The organism is Geodermatophilus sp. SYSU D00691 (assembly GCF_054050275.1).
Genome location: NZ_JBJGYZ010000002.1, coordinates 201,282 through 220,027, shown reverse-complemented (window position 1 = coordinate 220,027; position 18,746 = coordinate 201,282). Strand labels below are relative to the sequence as shown.

Annotated in this window: 19 protein-coding genes and 1 tRNA gene; 10 read left to right on the top strand and 10 right to left on the bottom strand. The window is 74.7% G+C overall.

Annotated features, from left to right (window positions below):
- Positions 1-30 precede the first annotated feature (30 nt).
- Entirely contained in the window at positions 31-222 is a 192-nt protein-coding gene (locus ACI797_RS02575; RefSeq protein WP_456856957.1) for a hypothetical protein, read from the bottom strand.
- Positions 223-281: 59 nt separating this feature from the next.
- On the opposite strand from ACI797_RS02575, the gene ACI797_RS02570 reads away from it, so the two are divergent.
- The gene (locus ACI797_RS02570) at positions 282-947 is read left to right on the top strand and encodes a TVP38/TMEM64 family protein (protein ID WP_456856956.1); all 666 of its coding nucleotides are present in this window, start codon (positions 282-284) and stop codon (positions 945-947) included.
- On the opposite strand, the gene ACI797_RS02565 is transcribed toward ACI797_RS02570, so the two are convergent.
- On the bottom strand, positions 944-1,852 hold the full coding sequence (locus tag ACI797_RS02565) for a maleylpyruvate isomerase N-terminal domain-containing protein (protein WP_456856955.1): 909 nt from the start codon (positions 1,850-1,852) through the stop codon (positions 944-946). The genes ACI797_RS02570 and ACI797_RS02565 overlap by 4 nt on opposite strands.
- Before the next feature lie 127 nt (positions 1,853-1,979).
- Between ACI797_RS02565 and ACI797_RS02560 the strand changes: the two genes are divergently transcribed.
- Both ACI797_RS02560 and ACI797_RS02555 read left to right on the top strand, forming a co-directional pair.
- On the top strand, positions 1,980-3,092 hold the full coding sequence (locus ACI797_RS02560; RefSeq protein WP_456856954.1) for a diguanylate cyclase domain-containing protein: 1,113 nt from the start codon (positions 1,980-1,982) through the stop codon (positions 3,090-3,092).
- A 39-nt stretch (positions 3,093-3,131) separates the two neighbouring features.
- Positions 3,132-3,383 carry a hypothetical protein gene (locus ACI797_RS02555; RefSeq protein ID WP_456856953.1) on the top strand — a complete coding sequence of 84 codons (252 nt, stop codon included), beginning with the start codon at positions 3,132-3,134 and terminating at the stop codon, positions 3,381-3,383.
- Between the two features lies 1 nt (position 3,384).
- Here the strand turns inward: ACI797_RS02555 and ACI797_RS02550 are convergent, their stop codons facing one another.
- Positions 3,385-4,104, bottom strand: a complete 720-nt coding sequence (locus ACI797_RS02550; RefSeq protein ID WP_456856952.1) for an ANTAR domain-containing protein — start codon at positions 4,102-4,104, stop codon at positions 3,385-3,387.
- Between the two features lie 547 nt (positions 4,105-4,651).
- On the opposite strand from ACI797_RS02550, the gene ACI797_RS02545 reads away from it, so the two are divergent.
- A complete protein-coding gene (locus tag ACI797_RS02545) occupies positions 4,652-5,152 on the top strand; it encodes a DUF3145 domain-containing protein (protein ID WP_456541380.1) in 501 nt (166 codons plus the stop codon).
- 235 nt (positions 5,153-5,387) lie between these two features.
- On the opposite strand, the gene ACI797_RS02540 is transcribed toward ACI797_RS02545, so the two are convergent.
- The 6 genes from ACI797_RS02540 to ACI797_RS02515 all read right to left on the bottom strand — a co-directional run bounded on the left by ACI797_RS02540 (position 5,388) and on the right by ACI797_RS02515 (position 11,978).
- Positions 5,388-6,806, bottom strand: coding sequence for an acyl-CoA carboxylase subunit beta (locus ACI797_RS02540; protein ID WP_456856951.1), 1,419 nt, complete (start codon positions 6,804-6,806; stop codon positions 5,388-5,390).
- A 43-nt stretch (positions 6,807-6,849) separates the two neighbouring features.
- The gene (locus ACI797_RS02535) at positions 6,850-8,091 is read right to left on the bottom strand and encodes a beta-ketoacyl-[acyl-carrier-protein] synthase family protein (RefSeq protein ID WP_456856950.1); all 1,242 of its coding nucleotides are present in this window, start codon (positions 8,089-8,091) and stop codon (positions 6,850-6,852) included.
- A 41-nt stretch (positions 8,092-8,132) separates the two neighbouring features.
- Positions 8,133-8,378, bottom strand: a complete 246-nt coding sequence (locus ACI797_RS02530; protein ID WP_456541383.1) for an acyl carrier protein — start codon at positions 8,376-8,378, stop codon at positions 8,133-8,135.
- 87 nt (positions 8,379-8,465) lie between these two features.
- Complete coding sequence (locus ACI797_RS02525) at positions 8,466-9,437, bottom strand: beta-ketoacyl-ACP synthase III (RefSeq protein WP_456856949.1); 972 nt, start codon at positions 9,435-9,437, stop codon at positions 8,466-8,468.
- Positions 9,434-10,636 (bottom strand): acyltransferase domain-containing protein, encoded by a 1,203-nt coding sequence (locus ACI797_RS02520; RefSeq protein ID WP_456856948.1) that lies wholly within the window; start codon positions 10,634-10,636, stop codon positions 9,434-9,436. The genes ACI797_RS02525 and ACI797_RS02520 overlap by 4 nt, the downstream gene beginning before the upstream one ends.
- Before the next feature lie 163 nt (positions 10,637-10,799).
- Complete coding sequence (locus ACI797_RS02515; RefSeq protein ID WP_456856947.1) at positions 10,800-11,978, bottom strand: PucR family transcriptional regulator; 1,179 nt, start codon at positions 11,976-11,978, stop codon at positions 10,800-10,802.
- Between the two features lie 71 nt (positions 11,979-12,049).
- Here ACI797_RS02515 and ACI797_RS02510 point away from each other — a divergent pair, with 71 nt between their 5' ends.
- Genes ACI797_RS02510 through ACI797_RS02500 form a run of 3 tightly spaced genes read left to right on the top strand, consistent with a single transcriptional unit; the run spans position 12,050 to position 14,458 of the window.
- Complete coding sequence (locus ACI797_RS02510) at positions 12,050-12,751, top strand: phosphatase PAP2 family protein (protein WP_456856946.1); 702 nt, start codon at positions 12,050-12,052, stop codon at positions 12,749-12,751.
- The gene (locus ACI797_RS02505) at positions 12,748-13,230 is read left to right on the top strand and encodes a pirin family protein (protein ID WP_456856945.1); all 483 of its coding nucleotides are present in this window, start codon (positions 12,748-12,750) and stop codon (positions 13,228-13,230) included. Before ACI797_RS02510 ends, ACI797_RS02505 begins: the two co-directional genes overlap by 4 nt.
- A gap of 22 nt (positions 13,231-13,252) precedes the next feature.
- Positions 13,253-14,458 (top strand): M20 metallopeptidase family protein, encoded by a 1,206-nt coding sequence (locus tag ACI797_RS02500; protein WP_456541389.1) that lies wholly within the window; start codon positions 13,253-13,255, stop codon positions 14,456-14,458.
- A 55-nt stretch (positions 14,459-14,513) separates the two neighbouring features.
- Here the strand turns inward: ACI797_RS02500 and aceE are convergent, their stop codons facing one another.
- The gene (aceE, locus tag ACI797_RS02495; RefSeq protein ID WP_456856944.1) at positions 14,514-17,321 is read right to left on the bottom strand and encodes a pyruvate dehydrogenase (acetyl-transferring), homodimeric type; all 2,808 of its coding nucleotides are present in this window, start codon (positions 17,319-17,321) and stop codon (positions 14,514-14,516) included.
- A gap of 374 nt (positions 17,322-17,695) precedes the next feature.
- On the opposite strand from aceE, the gene ACI797_RS02490 reads away from it, so the two are divergent.
- The 3 genes from ACI797_RS02490 (at position 17,696) to ACI797_RS02480 (ending at position 18,739) form a co-directional block, all read left to right on the top strand.
- A complete protein-coding gene (locus ACI797_RS02490) occupies positions 17,696-18,121 on the top strand; it encodes a DUF3052 domain-containing protein (RefSeq protein WP_456541391.1) in 426 nt (141 codons plus the stop codon).
- Between the two features lie 45 nt (positions 18,122-18,166).
- The gene (locus tag ACI797_RS02485; protein WP_456856943.1) at positions 18,167-18,628 is read left to right on the top strand and encodes a peroxiredoxin; all 462 of its coding nucleotides are present in this window, start codon (positions 18,167-18,169) and stop codon (positions 18,626-18,628) included.
- A 39-nt stretch (positions 18,629-18,667) separates the two neighbouring features.
- Positions 18,668-18,739: transfer RNA gene (locus ACI797_RS02480), tRNA-Val, on the top strand.
- Positions 18,740-18,746: the final 7 nt, after the last annotated feature.

Here is an 18,746-nt window from a genome sequence, read left to right as displayed (position 1 = left end):
ACCGACGACGATGCCACAGCCGGCCCGCGGTCAGTCACGCCGCCCCCGGCGCCGCCACCAGGCCCGCGCACCCCACGTCACGGCGACGAGCAGCGCCACCCCGGTGATCCAGCCGGCCGCCTCCGCCCGCTGCGGCCCGAGCGGGCTGAAGACCGCCGATCCGATCGCGTAGCCGACCACCACGACCAGAAATCCGGGCACGGCCAGGACGAGGAGGAACACAGTTCGCTCTTCGGCCCCGCCCCGGCCGCCGGATGCACCCCGTCCCGCACCATGGACCGGTGCGGGCAGCGGCGGAGCGGACCTGGGTCCGCGCGGGCGCCCTGCTGCTCGTCCTCGTCGCCGGCGGGGTGGCGGCCCTCGTCGTCGACCTGCCGTCGCTGGACGTGGTGCGAGCGCGGCTCGACGCCGCCGGCAGCCTCGGCCTCGTCGTCCTGTCGCTGGCGCTCGGCGTCGCCCTGCTGGCCCCGGTGCCCCGCACCGCCATCTCGGTGCTCATCGGTGTCGTCGCCGGGTTCTGGCCCGGCCTCGCCGTGGCGCTGGGCGGCGCGATGCTCGGGGGCCTGGGCGCCTTCGCGCTGAGCCGGTGGCTGGGCCGCGACGCCGCCACCCGGCTCGCCGGCCGGTGGGTGGCGCGCGTCGACCGACTCGTGGGGGAGCGGGGCTTCGTCCCCGTGCTCACCGCCCGGCTCATCCCCGTCGTGCCGTTCACGCCGCTGAGCTACGCGGCCGGCCTCACCATGATCCGCCCGGTGCCGTACGCGGCCGCGACGGCGCTCGGGGTCGTCCCGGGCACGGTGGTGCAGGTGGGCATCGGGGCGGCGGCGCCGCTGATGATCGAGCAGGGCACCGTGTTCACCGTCGTCCCGGCGGTCGTCGCCGTCCTCGTCGCGGCCGGGCTGGTGTGGCGACGACGCCACCGCCGGACCACGCCCGACGAGGGCTAACCGCGGCCGAACAGCCGGCCGAGCACCCCGCCGGCGCCGCCCATCGTCCGGGCCGCGAGCTGGAGGATCGGTCCGCCCGGGATCCCCGGCACGGCCTGCACGATCGGCGCCAGCCGCAGCAGCCCCGGGACGTCGTGCACCTTGAGCCGGCGCCGCGCCACGGCCGGGACCGGGTTGGCCCGCCCGGACGCCGCCTCCAGCAGCAGGTCGGCCGCGGCCTCGACCGCGGCGCCGTCGATCCGGCCGGCGGGCACGCGGGTGACCGTCCAGCCGTCCCGGTCGGCCGCGAACCGCCAGCCGCCGTCCGGGGTGGCCAGCGTCGCCCCGCCGGTGATGCCGCACGACGCGGCCAGCGCGCCGGTCACGTCGGCGAGCGCCGCGAGCCCGGCCTGCAGCACGTCCTCCGGCACGGGGGGAGCGCCGGCGTCGGCCAGGTCGAGGCCGTGCACCGCCAGCTCGTAGGCCTGACCGAGGACGACGGAGAGCAGAGGGAGCCGCCCGACCACGGAGACCGTCGGTGCCGTGTCGAGCTCGACCGGCTCCTCGGTCAGGTAGCGCTCGGTGGCGTCGCGGTTGCGGCGCAGCCCGGCCAGGACCTCCGCGCGGGAGGCGTCGCGGTGGGCGGCGGTGACGCGGGCGTTGACCGCGTCGACGTCCGGTTGCTCCCCGGTGCCGCCGGACCGCGCGGACGCGATCAGGTCGGCCATGGCCGTGTTCTCCGGCCACAGGCCCAGGTGGACGCAGACCTCGTGCGCCCGCCAGCCCGGCAGCCGGCTCCGGCGGTCCAGGTCGACCTCCGCTGCCTGGGCCAGGAAGGCGTCCCACGCGGGCAGTACCAGCGCCGCCACCTGCTCGCGCCCGTCCCCGGCCATGCCCTGCCGGCGCGCGGCGTGCTCTGCAGCCATGGGAGCGGGCTACCCGCCGTCCGCGGGTGGCAGGCCTGTGACCCTCGGCACGGCGCCGGGGTGCGGCGCCACCCCCCGACGGGTGAGACCGGTCAAGGACGGCGGCGCCCCTCCCGATCCTCCGCACGTGGCAGGACCGACGGGGGTACCGCAGGCGGGACGGGGGCGCGGCCGCGCCGTCCCGCGGCTGCTCGCCGCCCTGCGGACCGCGCTCTACCGGCGGCTGGCCGAGGACGACGACCGCGCCGCCTACTGGGTCCGGCACGTCAGGACCGGCATCGTGCTCAGCGAGGCCGGCGGCTGGGCGGTCATCGGCTACTGCCTGCTGACCGACTCGCCCGCGCGCGACTCCCTGGTCGTGTTCGGCATGGCGGCCGCCGTCGTCGTCCTCACGCCCTGCCTGCTCCTGCTGCCGCTGGCCGCGATGATGCGCGACGCCCGCGGCCCGTTGCTCTTCTACTCCTGGAGCGTCGGCGTCACCGCCATGGTCGGCGTGGGCACGCGGATCGACGGTGGCGGTTCCAGCCCGCTGTTCGCCCTGCTGTTCCTGACCCTCGCCTACATGGCGTTCACCTACACCCCCGGCGGGGTGGTGCTGGTCGGGACCGCCATGGCCGCCAGCTACGTGCTGATCGCCCTGCCGGACATCACGCTCGCGGTGCTCTTCATCTCGGTGGTCATGGGGGCGTTCACCCTGGTGTGCGCCATGGCGTCGGCGAACTACTGGCGCGCCCACGACCGCCAGGTCGAGCTCATCCGCACCCAGCAGACACTGGCCTCCACCGACCCGCTGACCGGGCTGTGCAACCGGCGCGCTTTCCTCCGCCGGCTCGAGCTGGCGCTGGACGAGACGTCGACGACGGTCATCTGCCTCGTGGACCTCAACGGCTTCAAGAGCGTCAACGACCGCAGGGGCCACGGCGCCGGGGACGCGGTGCTGCAGCAGGTGGCGCAGGCGCTGGCCGCGTCGGTCCGGGAGTCCGACACCGTGGCGCGGCTCGGCGGCGACGAGTTCGCCGTCCTGGCCGGGGTGAGCGCGGCGCTGCCGGCCGACTCCCTGGCCGAGCGGCTGCGCGCCGCCGTGGCGCTCGCCGGCCGGTCCGTCGGCGTCACCGCCAGCGTGGGCGTCGCCCAGGTCTGCGCCGGGGACGACGTCCTCGACCTGCTGCACCGCGCCGATGCCGCGATGTACCGCGCCAAGACCGCCGGCGGCGACCGGGTGACCGTCCCCAGCGCCTGACCGCTTGCCGCCGGCCGCGCACCGGGTCAGCCTGGGGCCGTGGCGCGCAGCGGGAAGTCCCTCGGCACCGTCGTCCGGTGGGACGACGACGCGGGCCGTGGCTGGATCGACGTCCCCGACCTGCCCGGCGAGCAGTGCTGGGTGCCGGCGTCGGTCGTCCACCGCAGCACCGGGCGCGACGTCCTCCGGGCCGGGCAGGTGGTCGAGGTCGAGTGGGAGGAGACCCCGGACGACGGCGTCCGTGCCGTCCGGGTGACGCCCCGGGAGGACCTGCTGATCCCCGGCGGTTGACTCAGCTCGGGCGCAGCTCGCCGGTCTCGACCATGCGCTCGGCCACCTCGCGGACCTTGGTGTTGCTCTCCATCGACACCCGGACGAGGGCCTGGAACGCCTGGTCCGCGGTGAGCTTGTAGCGCTCCATGAGGATGCCCTTGGCCTGGTCGATGACCGCCCGCGAGTCCAGCGCGACCCGCAGGTGCTCCACCCGCTCGACGGCGGTGGAGTAGAGGTACATGTTCGACACGGGGACGACGGCGTAGGAGGCGAACCGCTCGGCCAGCGCCCGCGCGGCGTCGTCCGAGGGCGCGGTCCCGCGCAGGTAGACGTTCAGGCCGCCGCCCACGTGCTCCTGCACCGGCAGGGGCACGGAGAGCACGCTGCGGCACCCCTGTTCGGCCGCGCGGGCGGCCAACTCCGGCCACCGGCCGTCGGCGCCGGTGTCGGGGCAGGCCGCCGGGCGGCCGGTGGACGCGGCCTCCAGGCACGGGCCGGCGCCGAGGGCGTACTGCACCTGGTCGAGGTCGAGGGCCAGGTCGTGGCTGGCGGCCACGGTGCGCGGCCGCTCCTGCGTGAGGATGGTCACCGAGGTGGCCGGGTCCCCGGGCAGCACCCGGGCGGCGACGTCGGCGACCAGCTGGACGAGCGACTGCAGCGAGTGGTCGGCGAAGGACAGGCGGCCGAGCTCTTCGAACGCGCGCTGGACGGCATCCGGGCTCGGGTCGGGGCGGGTCACGATCGTTCCTCAGGCGGCAGGGGAGGACTCCCCACGACCTTGAAGGGAGCCCGGCGAGCGGGGATGTCCCCGCACCGCACGCCGGCTGTTGGACGCGCTGCGGACTGGGACGTCACTCTAGCGGCCGGTACCGATCCGGTTCCGGCGGGTCGGGGGTCGACGCGTCGGCCCGACGTCGGCGTGTCACCGGCCGGCGGCGGCGCGCCGACCGTTACGCTGCGTGAGTGCCGGGCGGCGTGGCTCGACACGCCGTCGGGACGCGTCGGCGGGTGGCTTGACACCGTTGCGTGGAGCGTCCACGGAACGAGATGACTCGCTGGACGACGGGCCACCGGCCGTGGTATGGCCGCTGACCAGCGCTAAAGCGCATACCACGTCACCTTGCGTCACTTTCGCCGCTTCCGCCTCATCCGCACTGGCGCGACAGGGTCACCATCGTGCAGACTGTCTGCGGGAGCCCTGCTCCGTCATTGCCGAATACAGCGCGTCACCGAATCGATGGGTCCGTAGGGGAAGACGAGACCGATCGAGTCGATGGAGGTGCCTCGTGCAGCGACGGTCTACCCAGGGTGTCGTCTTCGTGCACGCGTGCCCGAAGGCGCTGTGCCAGCACGTCGAGTGGGCGCTCGAACGCGTCGTCGGCGCGCCGGTCTCCCTGTCGTGGGCCGAGCAGCCCGCGGCGCACGGGTCGTACCGTGCCGAGGTCGCCTGGACGGGCGCGCCCGGGACCGGTGCGAAGCTGGTCGCTGCCCTGCGCGCATGGCCCATGCTGCGGTTCGAGGTGACCGAGGAAGCCAGCCACGGCAACGACGGCGAGCGCATGTCCTACGTGCCCGGTCACGGTGTGTACCGCGCGCCCACGAGCGCCAACGGCGACCTCGTGGTGACCGAGCAGCAGCTGCGCCACCTGGCCGCGACCGCCACCTCCATCGAGGCGTTCCGGCACGGGGTCGACGAGCTCCTCGGCGCCGCCTGGGACGCCGATCTGGAGGTCTACCGGCACGCCGGCGACGGCAGCCCGATCACCTGGCTGCACCAGGTCGTCTGAGGAGAACCTGCAGGTCACGATCCGACTACGACACACCCGCTAGGGGCGGGCAGCCGTCGTAAGGTGAGAACCCGGTCGTCCGGACGCCGTCGGGGAAGCGGCGTCCGGGCGACCGTTCCACGTCCCGCGGCCGCTCACCCGGCGCCCGCGTCCTCCCTCACGGCAACAGGTCCTCCCTCACGCTGCGACGCGAGGGAGGACCTGTTCGGATCAGGTGAGCTGATCGTGGCCGCGGCTACAGCGGGATGTTGCCGTGGGCGCCGCGGCCGGCAGGCGCCGACGCCAGCGCCTGCACCAGCCGGCGCTTGGTGTGCGACGGCTCCACCACCTCGTCGACGACGCCGATCTCGCGGGCCCTGTTCACCCCGCCGGCGATCCGCTCGTGCTCGGCGGCCAACTGCTCGTGCAGCGCGTCGCGCTCCCCGGGCGGGGCGGCGGCCAGCTTCTTGCGGTGCAGGATGCCGACCGCGGCCTTGGCCCCCATGACGGCGACCTCCGCGCCCGGCCACGCGAACACCGCCGTCGCGCCCAGCGAGCGGGAGTTCATCGCGATGTAGGCGCCGCCGTAGGACTTGCGCGTCACCAGCGTCACCCGGGGGACGACGGCCTCGGCGAAGGCGTGCAGCAGCTTGGCCCCGCGCCGCACCACGCCGTCCCACTCCTGACCGACGCCGGGCAGGTAGCCGGGGACGTCGACCAGCACCACGAGCGGGACGCCGAACGCGTCGCACATCCGCACGAACCGGGCCGCCTTCTCGGCCGACGCCGAGTCCAGGCAACCGCCCAGCCGCAGCGGGTTGTTGGCGATGACGCCCACCGTCCGCCCGGCGATCCGGCCCAGCGTGGTCACGATGTTCGGCGCGAACCGCGGGTGCAGCTCCAGCCCGGGGGAGTCGAGGACGGCGGCCACCAGCGGCTTGACGTCGTAGGCCCGCTGCGGCTGCTCGGGCAGCAGCGCCCGCAGGTCGACGTCCGGCTCGTCCTCGGCCGGCGCGAAGGTGCCCTGGTCGGCCAGCAGCGACACCGCCTGGCGCGCCGTCTCCAGCGCGTCGGGCTCGGACTCGGTGACCACGTGGACGACGCCGGAGCGCCGGCCGTGGGTGTCGGGCCCGCCGAGCTGCTCCTGGTCGACCACCTCGCCGGTGACCGAGCGGACGACGTCCGGTCCGGTGACGAACACCCGACCGGCCGGCCCCATGATCACCAGGTCGGTGAGCGCCGGGCCGTAGGCGGCGCCGCCGGCCGCGGGGCCGAGCACCACCGAGATCTGCGGGATCCGCCCCGACGCCCGCACCATCGCCTCGAAGACCTCGCCGACGGCGTGCAGCGCGACGACGCCCTCGGCCAGGCGGGCGCCGCCGGAGTGCCAGATGCCGACGACGGGCACGCGCTCGCGCAGCGCGGCGTCGATGGCGTCGACGATGTGCCGGCAGCCGTCGACGCCCATGGCGCCGCCCATGACGGTGGCGTCGGTGCAGAACGCGACGGTCGGCGTCCCGGCCACGGTGCCGCGGCCGGCGACGACGCCGGAGGTGTCGCGGCCGACCAGCAGCTGCAGCGAGCCCTCGTCGAAGAACCGGCGCAGCCGGTCCTCGGGGTCGCGGGGATCGGGTGTGGTGGGCGAGGTCGGGGCAGCTGCCTGCAGGGTGGTCATGCGACCTCCACGGAACCGGGCTCGGGACGGGACTGCCGGGCGCTCACGCCGTCGTGAAGACCAGGGCGATGTTGTGGCCGCCGAAGCCGAACGAGTCGTTCACGGCGGCGGTGAGCTGCGCCTTGCGCGGCTCGTGGCGCACGATGTCGAGCGCCTGGACGGCGGCGTCGTCGTCCGGGTCGTCGAGGTTGGCGGTGGCGGGCACGACCTGGTCGCGCAGCGCCAGGATGGTGAACACCGACTCCAGCGCGCCGGCGGCGCCGAGCAGGTGGCCGGTCTGGCTCTTGGTCGCCGTCACCAGCACGTGGTCGCCGATGGACGAGCGGATGGCGGCCGCCTCGGCGGTGTCGCCGACCGGCGTGGAGGTCGCGTGCGCGTTGACGTGCCCGATGTCGGCGGGGGAGACCCCGGCGTCGCGCAGCGCCGCGCCGATCGCCCGCCCGGCGCCCTCGCCCTCGGGGTGCGGGGCGACCAGGTCGTAGCCGTCGGCGGTGGCACCGGCGCCGGCCAGCCGGGCGTGCACGGTCGCGCCGCGCCCGTGGGCGGAGTCGGCCCGCTCGAGCACCAGCGCCGCGGCGCCCTCGCCCAGCACGAACCCGTCGCGGGCCTTGTCGAACGGCCGCGAGGCCCGGTGGGGCTCGTCGTTGCGGGTGCTCATCGCGCGCATCGCGGCGAAGCCGGCCATCGGCAGCGGGTGGATGCACGCCTCGGCGCCGCCGACCAGGACGACGTCGGCGCGGTCGAAGCGCAGCAGGTCCAGGCCCCAGCGGATCGCCTCGGCGCCGGAGGCGCAGGCGCTGACCGGCGCGTGCACGCCGCCCTTGGCGCCGATGGCGAGGCCCACCGCCGCGGCCGGGCCGTTGGGCATGAGCATCGGGATGGTGAAGGGGGAGACCCGCTTGGGGCCCTTCTCCTCCAGGACGTCGTCCTGGCCGAGCAGGGTCAGCGCGCCGCCGATGCCGGTGCCGAAGACGACGGCGATCCGCTCGGGCGCGACATCGAGCTCGGCGGCGCCGGACTCGGCCCACGCCTGCTCGGCGGCGACCACCGCGGCCTGCTGGCTGCGGTCGAGCCGCCGGGCGCGGACCCGGTCGAGCTGCTCGGACGGGTCGGTCGCCATGCGGGCCACCAGCTGGGCCGGGTAGTCCTTGACCCAGTCGTCGGTGATCCGCTCGACCCCCGACCGCCCGGCCAGCAGCGCCTCCCACGTGCTGGCCACGTCACCGCCGAGCGGCGTGGTGGCGCCGAGGCCGGTGACGACGACGTCACTGGTTGACGTGCTCATCGCTATGTCCTCTCAGATGGCCGGGCGATCGGGATGAGGCCTCAGCCTTGGTTCTTCTCGATGTAGCTGATGGCGTCGCCGACGGTCTTGATGTTGCCGAGCTCGTCGTCGGGGATCGCCACGCCGAACTTGTCCTCGACGGCGGTCGCGATCTCGACCATGGACAGGGAGTCCACGTCGAGGTCCTCGGTGAAGGACTTCTCGGGGGTGGCGTCGGCGGGGGTGACGCCGGCCACCTCCTCCAGGATCTCGCCGAGTCCGGCCTGGATCTCCTGGGTGCTGGCCACGCGGGGTCCTCTCTCTCGGATGGTGGCGGCGCGCCGCGGTGGCGCACCGCCGTCGTCCGGGACGGGGTGTCCCGGCAGATCGATGGTTCAGGGCAGGCGCAGGACCTGCCCGGCGAAGGTCAGCCCGGCGCCGTAGCCGAGGACCAGGCACAGGTCGCCCGACTTGGCCTCGCCGGACTCCAGCAGCGCGGTCAGCGCCAGCGGGATCGACGCCGCCGAGGTGTTGCCGGACTGCACGATGTCGCGTGCGACGACGGTGCGCTCGGGCAGGCCGAGCTTCCGGGTCATCGACTCGACGATGCGCAGGTTGGCCTGGTGCGGGGCGAAGACGTCGATGTCCTGCGGGCCGACGCCGGCGGACTCCATCGCCTGGAACAGCGTCTCGGTGAGCTTGGTGGTCGCCCAGCGGTAGACGGCCTGGCCGGCCATGGTCATCGTCGACTTCCCGGCCGCGATCTCGATGGCGTTGTGCTGGTCGCCGTCGCTGCCCCACGCGACGGGGCCGATGCCCGGCTCGTCGGCGGCGCCCACCACGGCCGCGCCGGCGCCGTCGGCGAAGATCACCGCGGTCGACCGGTCGTTCGTGTCCGTGACGTCGGTCAGCCGCTCCACGCCGATGACCAGCCCGTTGCGCGCCGACCCGGCGCGGATGGCGTCGTTGACCAGGCCGAGGGCGTAGCAGAACCCGGCGCACCCGGCGTTGAGGTCGAACGAGCCCGGCCGCGGCACCCCGAGCCGGTAGGCGATCTGCGGGCCGACCCCCGGGATCGGCGCCCGCAGGCTGGCGCTGGCGGCGATGACGAGGTCGATCTCGTCGGGGGCGAGGCCGCTGGCCGCGATCGCCTTGCCGCCGGCGGCGACGGCCATCTCGACGAGCGTCTCGTCCTCACCGGCCCAGCGCCGCTCGGCGATGCCGACCCGGGTCTGGATCCACTCGTCGTTGGTGTCCATGACCTGGGCCAGCTCGTGGTTGGTCACCCGGCGGCGCGGCCGGTACCCGCCGAGCCCCAGGATGCGCGCGCCGGGGGCGCCCTGGCTCTGCTGGATGCGAGCGGTCATGCCGAAACCTCCGGGTAGAGACGGGCCAGCGGGTCGCCTGCGTCGACCAGGTCGCCCTCGTGCACGAGCCACTCGGCCAGTACCCCGTCGTAGCCGGCCGAGACGTGGACCTCCTCGCGGCGGCTGCGGACGACGCCCAGCGGCGTGCCGGCCGGCAGCCGGCTGCCCTCGGCGACGTCGGCCGGGCTGACCGTCCCGCGCACGGGCGCGACGACGACCCGCCAGTCGGGCAGGTGGTCGGGCTCGGGCCGGCCGCGCTCGGCGGCGATCAGCTCGCGGGCGCGGTCGAGGTCGGCCGGGCTGCTGACGGCGAGGATCTCGATGTCGGCGCCCTTCCACTCCCGCTTGGCCAGCCCGGCCAGCGCGCCGGCCGGCGGCAGCTCGATCGCGGCGGTCACGCCCAGGTCGCGCATGGTGGCCAGGCAGGCGTCGAACCGCACGGGGCTGGTGACCTGGCTGACCAGGCGGGTGAGCGCCTCGGCGCCGCTCTCGACCGCCGCGCCGTCGGCGTTGGACAGCAGCAGCCTGCTCGGGTCGGCCGGCCGGAGCCCGCCGATCAGACCCTCGAGCTCCTCGCGGGCCGAGCCCATGTAGGAGGTGTGGAAGGCGCCGGCCACCGACAGCGCCATGACCCGCGCCTTGGCCGGCGGCTCGGCCTTGAGGGCCGCCAGCCCGTCGAGCGGCCCGGCGACGACGACCTGGCCGCCGCCGTTGTAGTTGGCGGCCTGCAGCCCGTGCCGGTCCAGCGCCGCCGCCAGCTCCTCGGGGTCACCACCCAGGACGGCGGACATGCCGGTCGGCGTCTGCGCGCAGGCGGCGGCCATCGCCCGGCCGCGGACGGCGGTCAGCGCGATCGCCGCCTCGACCGACAGCACGCCGGCCAGCGCCGCGGCGGTGAGCTCGCCGACGCTGTGCCCGGCGATGACGACGTCGCGGCCGGCGTGCGGGCTGTGCACGACCGGACCGGGCAGGCCGCCGAGCTCGCGGGCGATGAAGAGGCCCATCGCGACCACCAGCGGCTGGGTGACCGCGGTGTCCTTGATCGCCTCGGCGTCCCCGGACGTGCCGAGGGTCAGCAGGTCGGCGTCGGCGATGGCCCCGGCCCAGCGGAAGAACGGCTCCGCGCCGGGGAGGTCGAGCCAGTCGGTGAGCATCCCGGGCTTCTGGGCACCCTGTCCGGGGGCGAGGACGGCCAGCACGTCTTCACCGTGCCAGGGATCACCGGCGTCCGCGCCTGGGAGCGGCACGAAAGCACACCGCTGATCTTTGGAGGGTTCCCACAAAGCACACTCGGCGGACGCGCGGATCCGGCCCGGATCGTGGTAGGGACCACACTGGTGTGACCAGTGGGACCAACGGCACTCAGTGCCAGAGGGAACTGTCCCGGCCCAGCTGCGCCAGCGCCAGGGCGACCTGCAGCGTCCAGCTGCCCCGCGGATCGGTCGCCGACACCCCGGTCAGCTCCGCCGCGCGCCGGAGCCGGTAGCGGACGGTGTTGGGGTGCACGAACAGCGCCCGCGCGCTGGCCTCCAGGTTGCCGCCGCCGGCGAGCACCGCCCGCACCGTCTCCAGCACCTCGCCGCCGGCGGTCTGCAGGGGGCCGGCGATCCGCTCGGCGAGCGCGGCGCGGGCCAGCGGGTCCCCGTCAAGGGCCCGCTCCGCGAGCAGCGCGTCGGCGGCGACCGGCCGGGGCGCCCCCGGCCAGGCCGGGGCCGCCCGCAGGCCGGCCAGGGCGGCCGCGGCCGACTCGGCCGCGCGGCTCAGCCCGTCGACCACCGGGCCGACCACCACCGGGCCGGGGCCGAACTCGTCGCTGACCCGCTCGGCCACCGACTCCAGGTCGCTCTGCCCGCCCAGGACGACGACGAGCTGGTCGGCGTGCACCCCCACCAGTACCTCCGCGCGCATCGAGCGGGCGGCCCGGCGCACCGCGGCGTGCGCGTCACCGGCCCCCGGCGCGGCCCCGACCAGGACGACGACCGGGCTCATCGTGGCCCAGCCGAGCGCCGCCGCCCGCCCGGGCAGCTCCTCGGACCGCTCGCCGCGGACCAGCGCGTCGACGACGAGCGCCTCGAGGCGGGCGTCCCAGGCACCGCGGTTCTCGGCGAAGCTGGCGTAGACGTGCGCGGTGGCGAAGGCGACCTCGCGGCTGAACGTCAGGACGGCGATCCGCAGCGCCTCGGCGTCACCGGGCTCGGCCACCGAGGCGACGTGGTCGTCCATCACCTCCACGGTCACCTTGATCAGGTCGACGGTCTGCCGCAGCGGGACGGCCCGCACCAGCTCGCGCGGCGCGGCGCCGAACACCTCGCCGGTCAGCTTGGGCGGGCGGCCGGGGTTGCGGCACCACTCGACCAGCGAGGCGATGCCGTTCTGCGCGACCAGCATCACCCACGAGCGCTGGTCGGCCGGCATCGCCCGGAACCACGACAGCTGCTCGTCCATGCGCGCCACGGCCTGCGTGGCGAGGGCACCCGAGGCGCGCTCGAGCCGGCGCAGCGTGGCGTCGCTCGGCGGGCGGTTGCTCACCCGGCCGGTCACAGTGCGGTCCTCCCCGTCGAGTCGTCCCCGGTCAGCGTGTCACGCCGTCGCCCGTCGGGGAGAGTGGACCCGTGGACGTTCCCCCGGACGGTGCCTCGCCGGTCGCCCGGCGCCGCGCGCTGGTCGCGGCCGCCCTCGGCTACCTCGTGGTGGCCGTGCTGGGCGCGGGCGTGCTGGCCGGCTTCGCGCCCCAGGTGGACCTCGACGGCGTGGTGAGCGAGGCGGTCTACGCCGGCGACGACCGCGCGACGGGGCTGAACGGGCTGCTGCAGGTGCTGACCGCGCCCGGGCTCTCGGCCTTCCGGGTCCTCGTGCTGCTCCCGGTCGTCGCCTGGCTGGTCCTGGGGCGGGCCTGGTGGGTCGCCGCCTGGGTGCTCACCGCGACCGTCCTCGTCGGGCCGCTGACCACGCTGCTGAAGGAGTTCTTCGGCCGGGTGCGGCCGGACTTCGACGAGGGAGGCGCGCGGCTGGACTCCCTCAGCTTCCCCAGCGGGCACTCCTCGGGGATCGCCACGCTGGTCACCGTGGTGCTCGTGCTCCTCTGGCCGCTGCTCGGCGTGGGCGCGCGGCGGGTGTGCCTGGCGGCGGGGGTCGCCCTGGTCGTCCTGGTGGGGCTGACCCGGCTGTGGCTGGGGGTCCACTTCTTCTCCGACGTCGTCGGCGGCTGGGCGTTCGGGCTGGCCTGGACGCTGACCGTCGCGCTGCTCTTCGGCGCCCTGCCCGGCGGCCGCGCGGCGCTGCCGGTCCGCCGCGACGCGGCGGTGGTCCCGTGAGCCTCGACCAGCGCGTGGTCGCCGCGCCGGACGACGGCTCGCTCGGGCCGCTGCTGCGCCTGGCCGACGACCGGCTGGGCGCGGGGGAGGGCTACGGGCGGCACGAGCACCGGGCGGTCGACGTCGTCGCCGTCGTCCTGGCCGGGTCGCTGCGGCACGCGTGGGGGGACGGCGCCGAGGTCGCCGCGGGCGACGTCGCCGTGCTGCGGTCCGGCGCCGGGCTGACCCACGACGAGGTGGCCGGCGAGACGGGCGCCCGGGTGCTGCAGGCCTACCTGCGCGCCGCCGACCCGGCGGCGCCGCCGTCGCACGCCGTGCACCGCGCGCCGCGGGGCTGGGTCGACCTCGGGCGGGACGACGCCCGGCTGTGGGTCGGGCCGCCCGAGCGGGCGCCCGAGGGGCAGCTCACCGTCGACGGCGGCGGGCTCGTCGTCGTCTGGCGGCTGGCGGCCACCCGGCCCGACTGGGCCGCGTTCTGAGGCGGCGGCGAGACTGGGGAGCATGCCGACCAGCGCCGCCGACCTCCTCGCCGCCGCCTACTCCGACGCCGACCGCACCATCGACCTGCGGCGCCGGCTGCACCGCCGGCCCGAGATCGGGCTGCACCTGCCGAACACGCAGGCCACCGTGCTGGAGGCGCTGCGCGACCTGCCGATCGAGGTGACCACCGGCCGCTCGACCAGCTCGGTGGTCGGCGTGCTGCGGGGCGCGCGCCCGGGGCCGACCTTCCTGCTGCGCGGCGACATGGACGCGCTGCCGGTGCACGAGGACACCGGCCTGCCGTTCGCCTCCGAGGTCCCCGGGGCGATGCACGCCTGCGGGCACGACACCCACGTCGCCATGCTGCTCGGCGCCGCGCGGCTGCTCGCCGACCGCCGCGACGAGCTGGCCGGGCAGGTCGTGTTCATGGTCCAGCCGGGGGAGGAGGGCTTCCACGGCGCCCGCTACATGCTCGACGAGGGGCTGCTCGACGCCGTCCCCGAGGCGCCGGTGAGCGGGGCGTTCGCGCTGCACATCTCCTCGACGTTCGCGAGCGGCACGATCAACGTGCGGCCGGGGCCGATGATGGCCGCCGCCGACCAGTGGCGGATCACCGTCAAGGGCCGCGGCGGGCACGCCTCGATGCCCTACACCGCCAACGACCCGATCCCGGTCGCCGCCGAGATCGTGCTGGCGCTGCAGACGCTGGTCACCCGCCGCGTCGACGTGTTCGACCCGGCGGTGGTCACCGTGGCGCACCTGGAGGCCGGGTCGACGAGCAATGTCATCCCCGACTCGGCGTTCCTGGAGGGCACGATCCGCACGCTGTCGGCGGAGAACCGGCGGATGATCGTCGCCGCCGTCGAGCGGGTGGCGGCGACCATCGCCGCGGCGCACGAGATGACCGCCGAGTTCGAGCACGTCGAGGGCTACCCGGTGACGGTCAACGACGCCGGCGCCGCCGCGGTCGTGCTCGACACGGCGGCCGCGCTGCTCGGCCCGCAGGCCGCCGCGCCGATGGCCGCGCCGCTCATGGGCGCCGAGGACTTCTCCTACGTGCTCGAGCGGGTGCCGGGGGCGCTGGCCTTCCTCGGCGCCTGCCCGCCCGGGCTGGAGCCGGAGACCGCCCCGGCCAACCACTCCAACCTCGTGGTGTTCGACGAGGAGCCGCTGCCCGCGGGCGTCGCCCTCTACGCCCGCATGGCCCTGGACGCGCTCGCCGGCTGACGGTCGCGGAGTCCCGGGGCGCGGAGAACGCCGCCCTGGGACTCCGCACCGGCCGTCACGTCGCGGGGCTGGGGTCCGACCGCTCCTCCTGCGGAGCGGCCTGCACCTCGCGGACCTGGTACTTCTCGACGGCCTGCCGGACGACGTCGCGGTCCAGCCAGTTCCAGTCGGCGAGCGAGGCGAGCGTCCGGACGACGATCGACTCGGCGTCGACGTGGAAGTGCCGGCGCAGCGCCGGGCGGGTGTCGGAGAGGCCGAACCCGTCGGTGCCCAGCGACCGCATGCCGTGCGGCGCGTACGGCGCGATCAGGTCCGGGACGGCGCGCATCCAGTCGGACACCGCGACGACGGGGCCCTCGGCCTCCTGCAGCCGCTGCGTGACGTACGGGACCCGGGCCTCCTCCTCGGGGTGCAGGAGGTTGTGCTCCTCGGCCTCGACCGCCTCGCGGCGCAGCTCGGTCCACGACGTCACCGACCACACGTCGGCCGAGACGCCCCAGTCCTGCGCCAGCAGCTCCTGCGCCCGCAGCGCCCACGGCACGGCGACGCCGGAGGCGAGGATCTGCGCCTTCTTGCCGTTCTCGACCTGCGGCCCCTCGGCGTACCTGTACATGCCGGCCAGCAGGCCGCGCACGTCCAGGTCCGCCGGCTCGGCCGGCTGCGAGATCGGCTCGTTGTAGACGGTCAGGTAGTAGAAGACGTCGGGGCTGCGGTGGCCGCCCAGCGGGCCGCCCGGGTCGTTGCCGTACATCCGCAGCAGCGCGTCCTTGGTGATGTGCGCGACCTCGTAGGAGAACGCCGGGTCGTAGCTCACCACCGCCGGGTTGGTGTGCGCGAGCAGCAGCGAGTGCCCGTCCTCGTGCTGCAGCCCCTCGCCGTTGAGCGTCGTCCGCCCGGCGGTGGCGCCGAGCAGGAAGCCGCGCGCCATCTGGTCGCCGGCCGCCCAGAACGCGTCGCCGGTCCGCTGGAACCCGAACATCGAGTAGAAGATGTAGATCGGGATCATGTGCTCGCCGTGCGTGGCGTAGGAGGTCCCGACGGCGGTGAACGACGCCGCGGAGCCGGCCTCGTTGATGCCCTCGTGCAGGATCTGCCCCTGCTGCGACTCCTTGTAGGCCAGCATCAGCTCGCGGTCGACCGAGGTGTAGCGCTGGCCCGCCGGGTTGTAGATCTTCTGCGTCGGGAACAGCGAGTCCATGCCGAAGGTGCGGGCCTCGTCGGGGATGACGGGCACGAACCGCGGGCCGAGCTCGGGGTCCTTGAGCATCTCCTTGAGCATGCGGACGAACGCCATCGTCGTCGCCACCTCCTGCTTGCCGGAGCCCCGGCGCAGGATGTCGACCGCCTTGTCGTCGGGCGCCTTGAGCGGCTTGGCGTCGGTGCGCCGGCGGGGGACCGAGCCGCCCAGCTGCCGGCGGCGCTCGAGCATGTACCGCATCTCGTCGCCGTCCGGGTCGGGCTTGTAGTACGGCGGCAGGGTCTTGTCGAGCGCCTCGTCGGGGATGTCGAGGTAGAGCCGGTCCCGGAAGGCGGCGAGGTCCTCGGCGGTCAGCTTCTTCATCTGGTGGGTCGAGTTGCGGCCCTCGAAGTGGCTGCCGAGCGTCCAGCCCTTGATCGTCTTGGCCAGGATGACCGTCGGCTGGCCCTTGTGCTCCACCGCCGCCTTGTAGGCCGCATAGAGCTTGCGGTAGTCGTGCCCGCCGCGGGAGAGGTCCCAGATCTCCTTGTCGCTCATGTGCTCGACGAGCTTGCGGGTGCGCGGGTCGCGGCCGAAGAAGTGCTCGCGGACGAACGCGCCGTCCTCGGCCTTGTAGGTCTGGTAGTCGCCGTCGGGCGTCTGGTTCATCAGGTTGACCAGCGCGCCGTCGCGGTCGGCGGCGAGCAGCGGGTCCCACTCGCGACCCCAGATCACCTTGATCACGTTCCAGCCGGCGCCGCGGAAGAACGACTCGAGCTCCTGGATCACCTTGCCGTTGCCGCGGACCGGCCCGTCGAGGCGCTGCAGGTTGCAGTTGACGACGAAGGTGAGGTTGTCCAGCTCCTCGCGCGCGGCCAGGCCGATCGCGCCGAGCGACTCGGGCTCGTCCATCTCGCCGTCGCCCAGGAACGCCCAGACGTGCTGGTCGGAGGTGTCCTTGATGCCGCGGGAGTGCAGGTAGCGGTTGAACCGCGCCTGGTAGATCGCGTTGATCGGGCCGAGGCCCATCGACACGGTGGGGAACTCCCAGAAGTCGGGCATCAGCCGCGGGTGCGGGTAGCTCGACAGGCCGCCGCCGGGGTGGCTGACCTCCTGCCGGAAGCCGTCGAGCTGTTCCTCCGAGAGCCGGCCCTCGAGGAAGGCGCGGGCGTAGATGCCGGGGGAGGCGTGGCCCTGGAAGTAGATCTGGTCGCCGCCGCCGGGGTGGTCCTTGCCGCGGAAGAAGTGGTTGAAGCCGACCTCGTACAGCGACGCCGAGGACGCGTAGGAGGAGATGTGCCCGCCGACGGCGATCCCGGGCCGCTGGGCCCGGTGCACCATGATCGCCGCGTTCCAGCGGATGTAGGCGCGGATGCGCCGCTCGACGTGCTCGTCGCCGGGGAACCAGGGCTCGCGCTCCGGCGGGATCGTGTTGATGTAGTCGGTGCTGCGCAGGGAGGGGACGCCCACCTGCTGCTCCCGGCTGCGCTCGAGCATCTTGAGCATCAGGTAGCGCGCGCGGCCGCGTCCGGCGTGGTCGACGACGGCGTCGAGGGACTCGACCCACTCCTGCGTCTCGTCGGGGTCGGTGTCGACCAGCTGGCTGGGCAGCCCGTCGGTGATGACCGCGCGGGGGGTTACTGCGTCGCGGGCGGGGTCGCCGTCCGACTGCTGCGGTGCGCTCATGCCCCCATGGTCTCCCGTCAGGGGTTCCGCCGTCACGTGAGGCACCCGTGTCCGGCCGATACGCGGCCGTACCAGCGCGTCCGGCGGCGCGACGGGCGCGGCAGGAGGCTTGCGCCCGGGCTCCCATGGCCTACGCTTCCGCCCAACGCGCCCGACCGGTCGGGCCCGAGGCAGGAGCGAGAGGGGTGACATGACCAGCGTGCGGGCTCTCCTCCCGCCGGTCGTGTCCGCCGTCGCCGCCGGGCCCGCCGTCCCGCTGGTCCCCCCGTGCGGGTGCGCGTGATCCCAGGTCCGCGCGCGTCGGAGCGTCAGACCGTGCACCATGTCGCAGACAACCGGTCAGCAGGAGACCGTTCCGTGGAGGAGCAGCAGGGATGAGCGTCGACTCGGGCAGCGCCGGCATGGCGGCCCGGCTGGGCATCAAGCCGGGCATGGTCGTGCAGGAGCTCGGCTGGGACGAGGACGCCGACGAGGACCTGCGCGACGCCATCGTCGAGGCGGCCGGCAGCGAGATGGTCGACGAGGACACCGACGAGGTGGCCGACGTCGTCGTCCTCTGGTGGCGGGAGGACGACGGCGACCTCTTCGACGCCCTCACCGACGCGCTGACCTCCCTGGCCGACGACGGCGTCGTGTGGCTGCTGGTGCCCAAGTCGGGGCGGCCGGGGCACGTGGAGCCCGGCGACGTCACCGAGGTGGCGCCCACCGCGGGCCTGCAGCAGACCAGCAGCATCTCCGCCGCCAAGGACTGGTCCGGCATCCGCCTGGTCACCCCGAAGACCGCCCGCACGCGCCGCTAGGCCCTCGCTGCGGCGCTCCGCGGCGCATGGGGCACGATCGGGCGCATGACCCTCTCCGTCGGCGACACCGCGCCCGAGTTCAGCCTCCCCGACCAGGACAAGCAGGTCGTCGACCTGGCCGGCCTGCGGGGCGCCCCCGTCCTGCTGGTGTTCTACCCCTTCGCCTTCTCGGGCCTGTGCACCGGCGAGCTGTGCCAGCTGCGCGACGAGCTGGCGGTCTACACCGACGCGGGCGTGCAGGTGCTGGCCATCAGCACCGACCCGGTGTTCAGCCTCAAGGCCTTCCGGGAGAAGGAGGGCTTCGAGTTCCGGCTGCTGTCGGACTTTTGGCCGCACGGGGCCACCGCGCAGGCCTACGGCGTCTTCAACGAGAAGGCCGGCATGGCCCTGCGGGCGACCTTCCTGCTCGACGCCGAGGGCACCGTAACCTTCGCCGAGGTGAACAACCCGGGCGACGTGCGCGAGCAGTCCGGCTGGAAGGACGCGGTCGAGAAGCTCGCGGCCTGATCCTCTCGCCGCTCGGAGCCCCCCTACTCTGAGTGCGCGGGGCGCGTAGCTCAGCGGAAGAGCTCTCGCCTTACAAGCGAGCGGTCGCAGGTTCGAACCCTGCCGCGCCCACCTCGAT

Bases quoted from the DNA above. Each gene is read 5' to 3' on its own strand.
- ACI797_RS02565 (WP_456856955.1), bottom strand. From the start codon at position 1,852: ATGGCTGCAGAGCACGCCGCGCGCCGGCAGGGCATGGCCGGGGACGGG.
- ACI797_RS02540 (WP_456856951.1), bottom strand. From the start codon at position 6,806: ATGACCACCCTGCAGGCAGCTGCCCCGACCTCGCCCACCACACCCGAT.
- ACI797_RS02535 (WP_456856950.1), bottom strand. From the start codon at position 8,091: ATGAGCACGTCAACCAGTGACGTCGTCGTCACCGGCCTCGGCGCCACC.
- ACI797_RS02525 (WP_456856949.1), bottom strand. From the start codon at position 9,437: ATGACCGCTCGCATCCAGCAGAGCCAGGGCGCCCCCGGCGCGCGCATC.
- ACI797_RS02500 (WP_456541389.1), top strand. From the start codon at position 13,253: ATGCCGACCAGCGCCGCCGACCTCCTCGCCGCCGCCTACTCCGACGCC.
- aceE (WP_456856944.1), bottom strand. From the start codon at position 17,321: ATGAGCGCACCGCAGCAGTCGGACGGCGACCCCGCCCGCGACGCAGTA.
- ACI797_RS02490 (WP_456541391.1), top strand. From the start codon at position 17,696: ATGAGCGTCGACTCGGGCAGCGCCGGCATGGCGGCCCGGCTGGGCATC.
- ACI797_RS02485 (WP_456856943.1), top strand. From the start codon at position 18,167: ATGACCCTCTCCGTCGGCGACACCGCGCCCGAGTTCAGCCTCCCCGAC.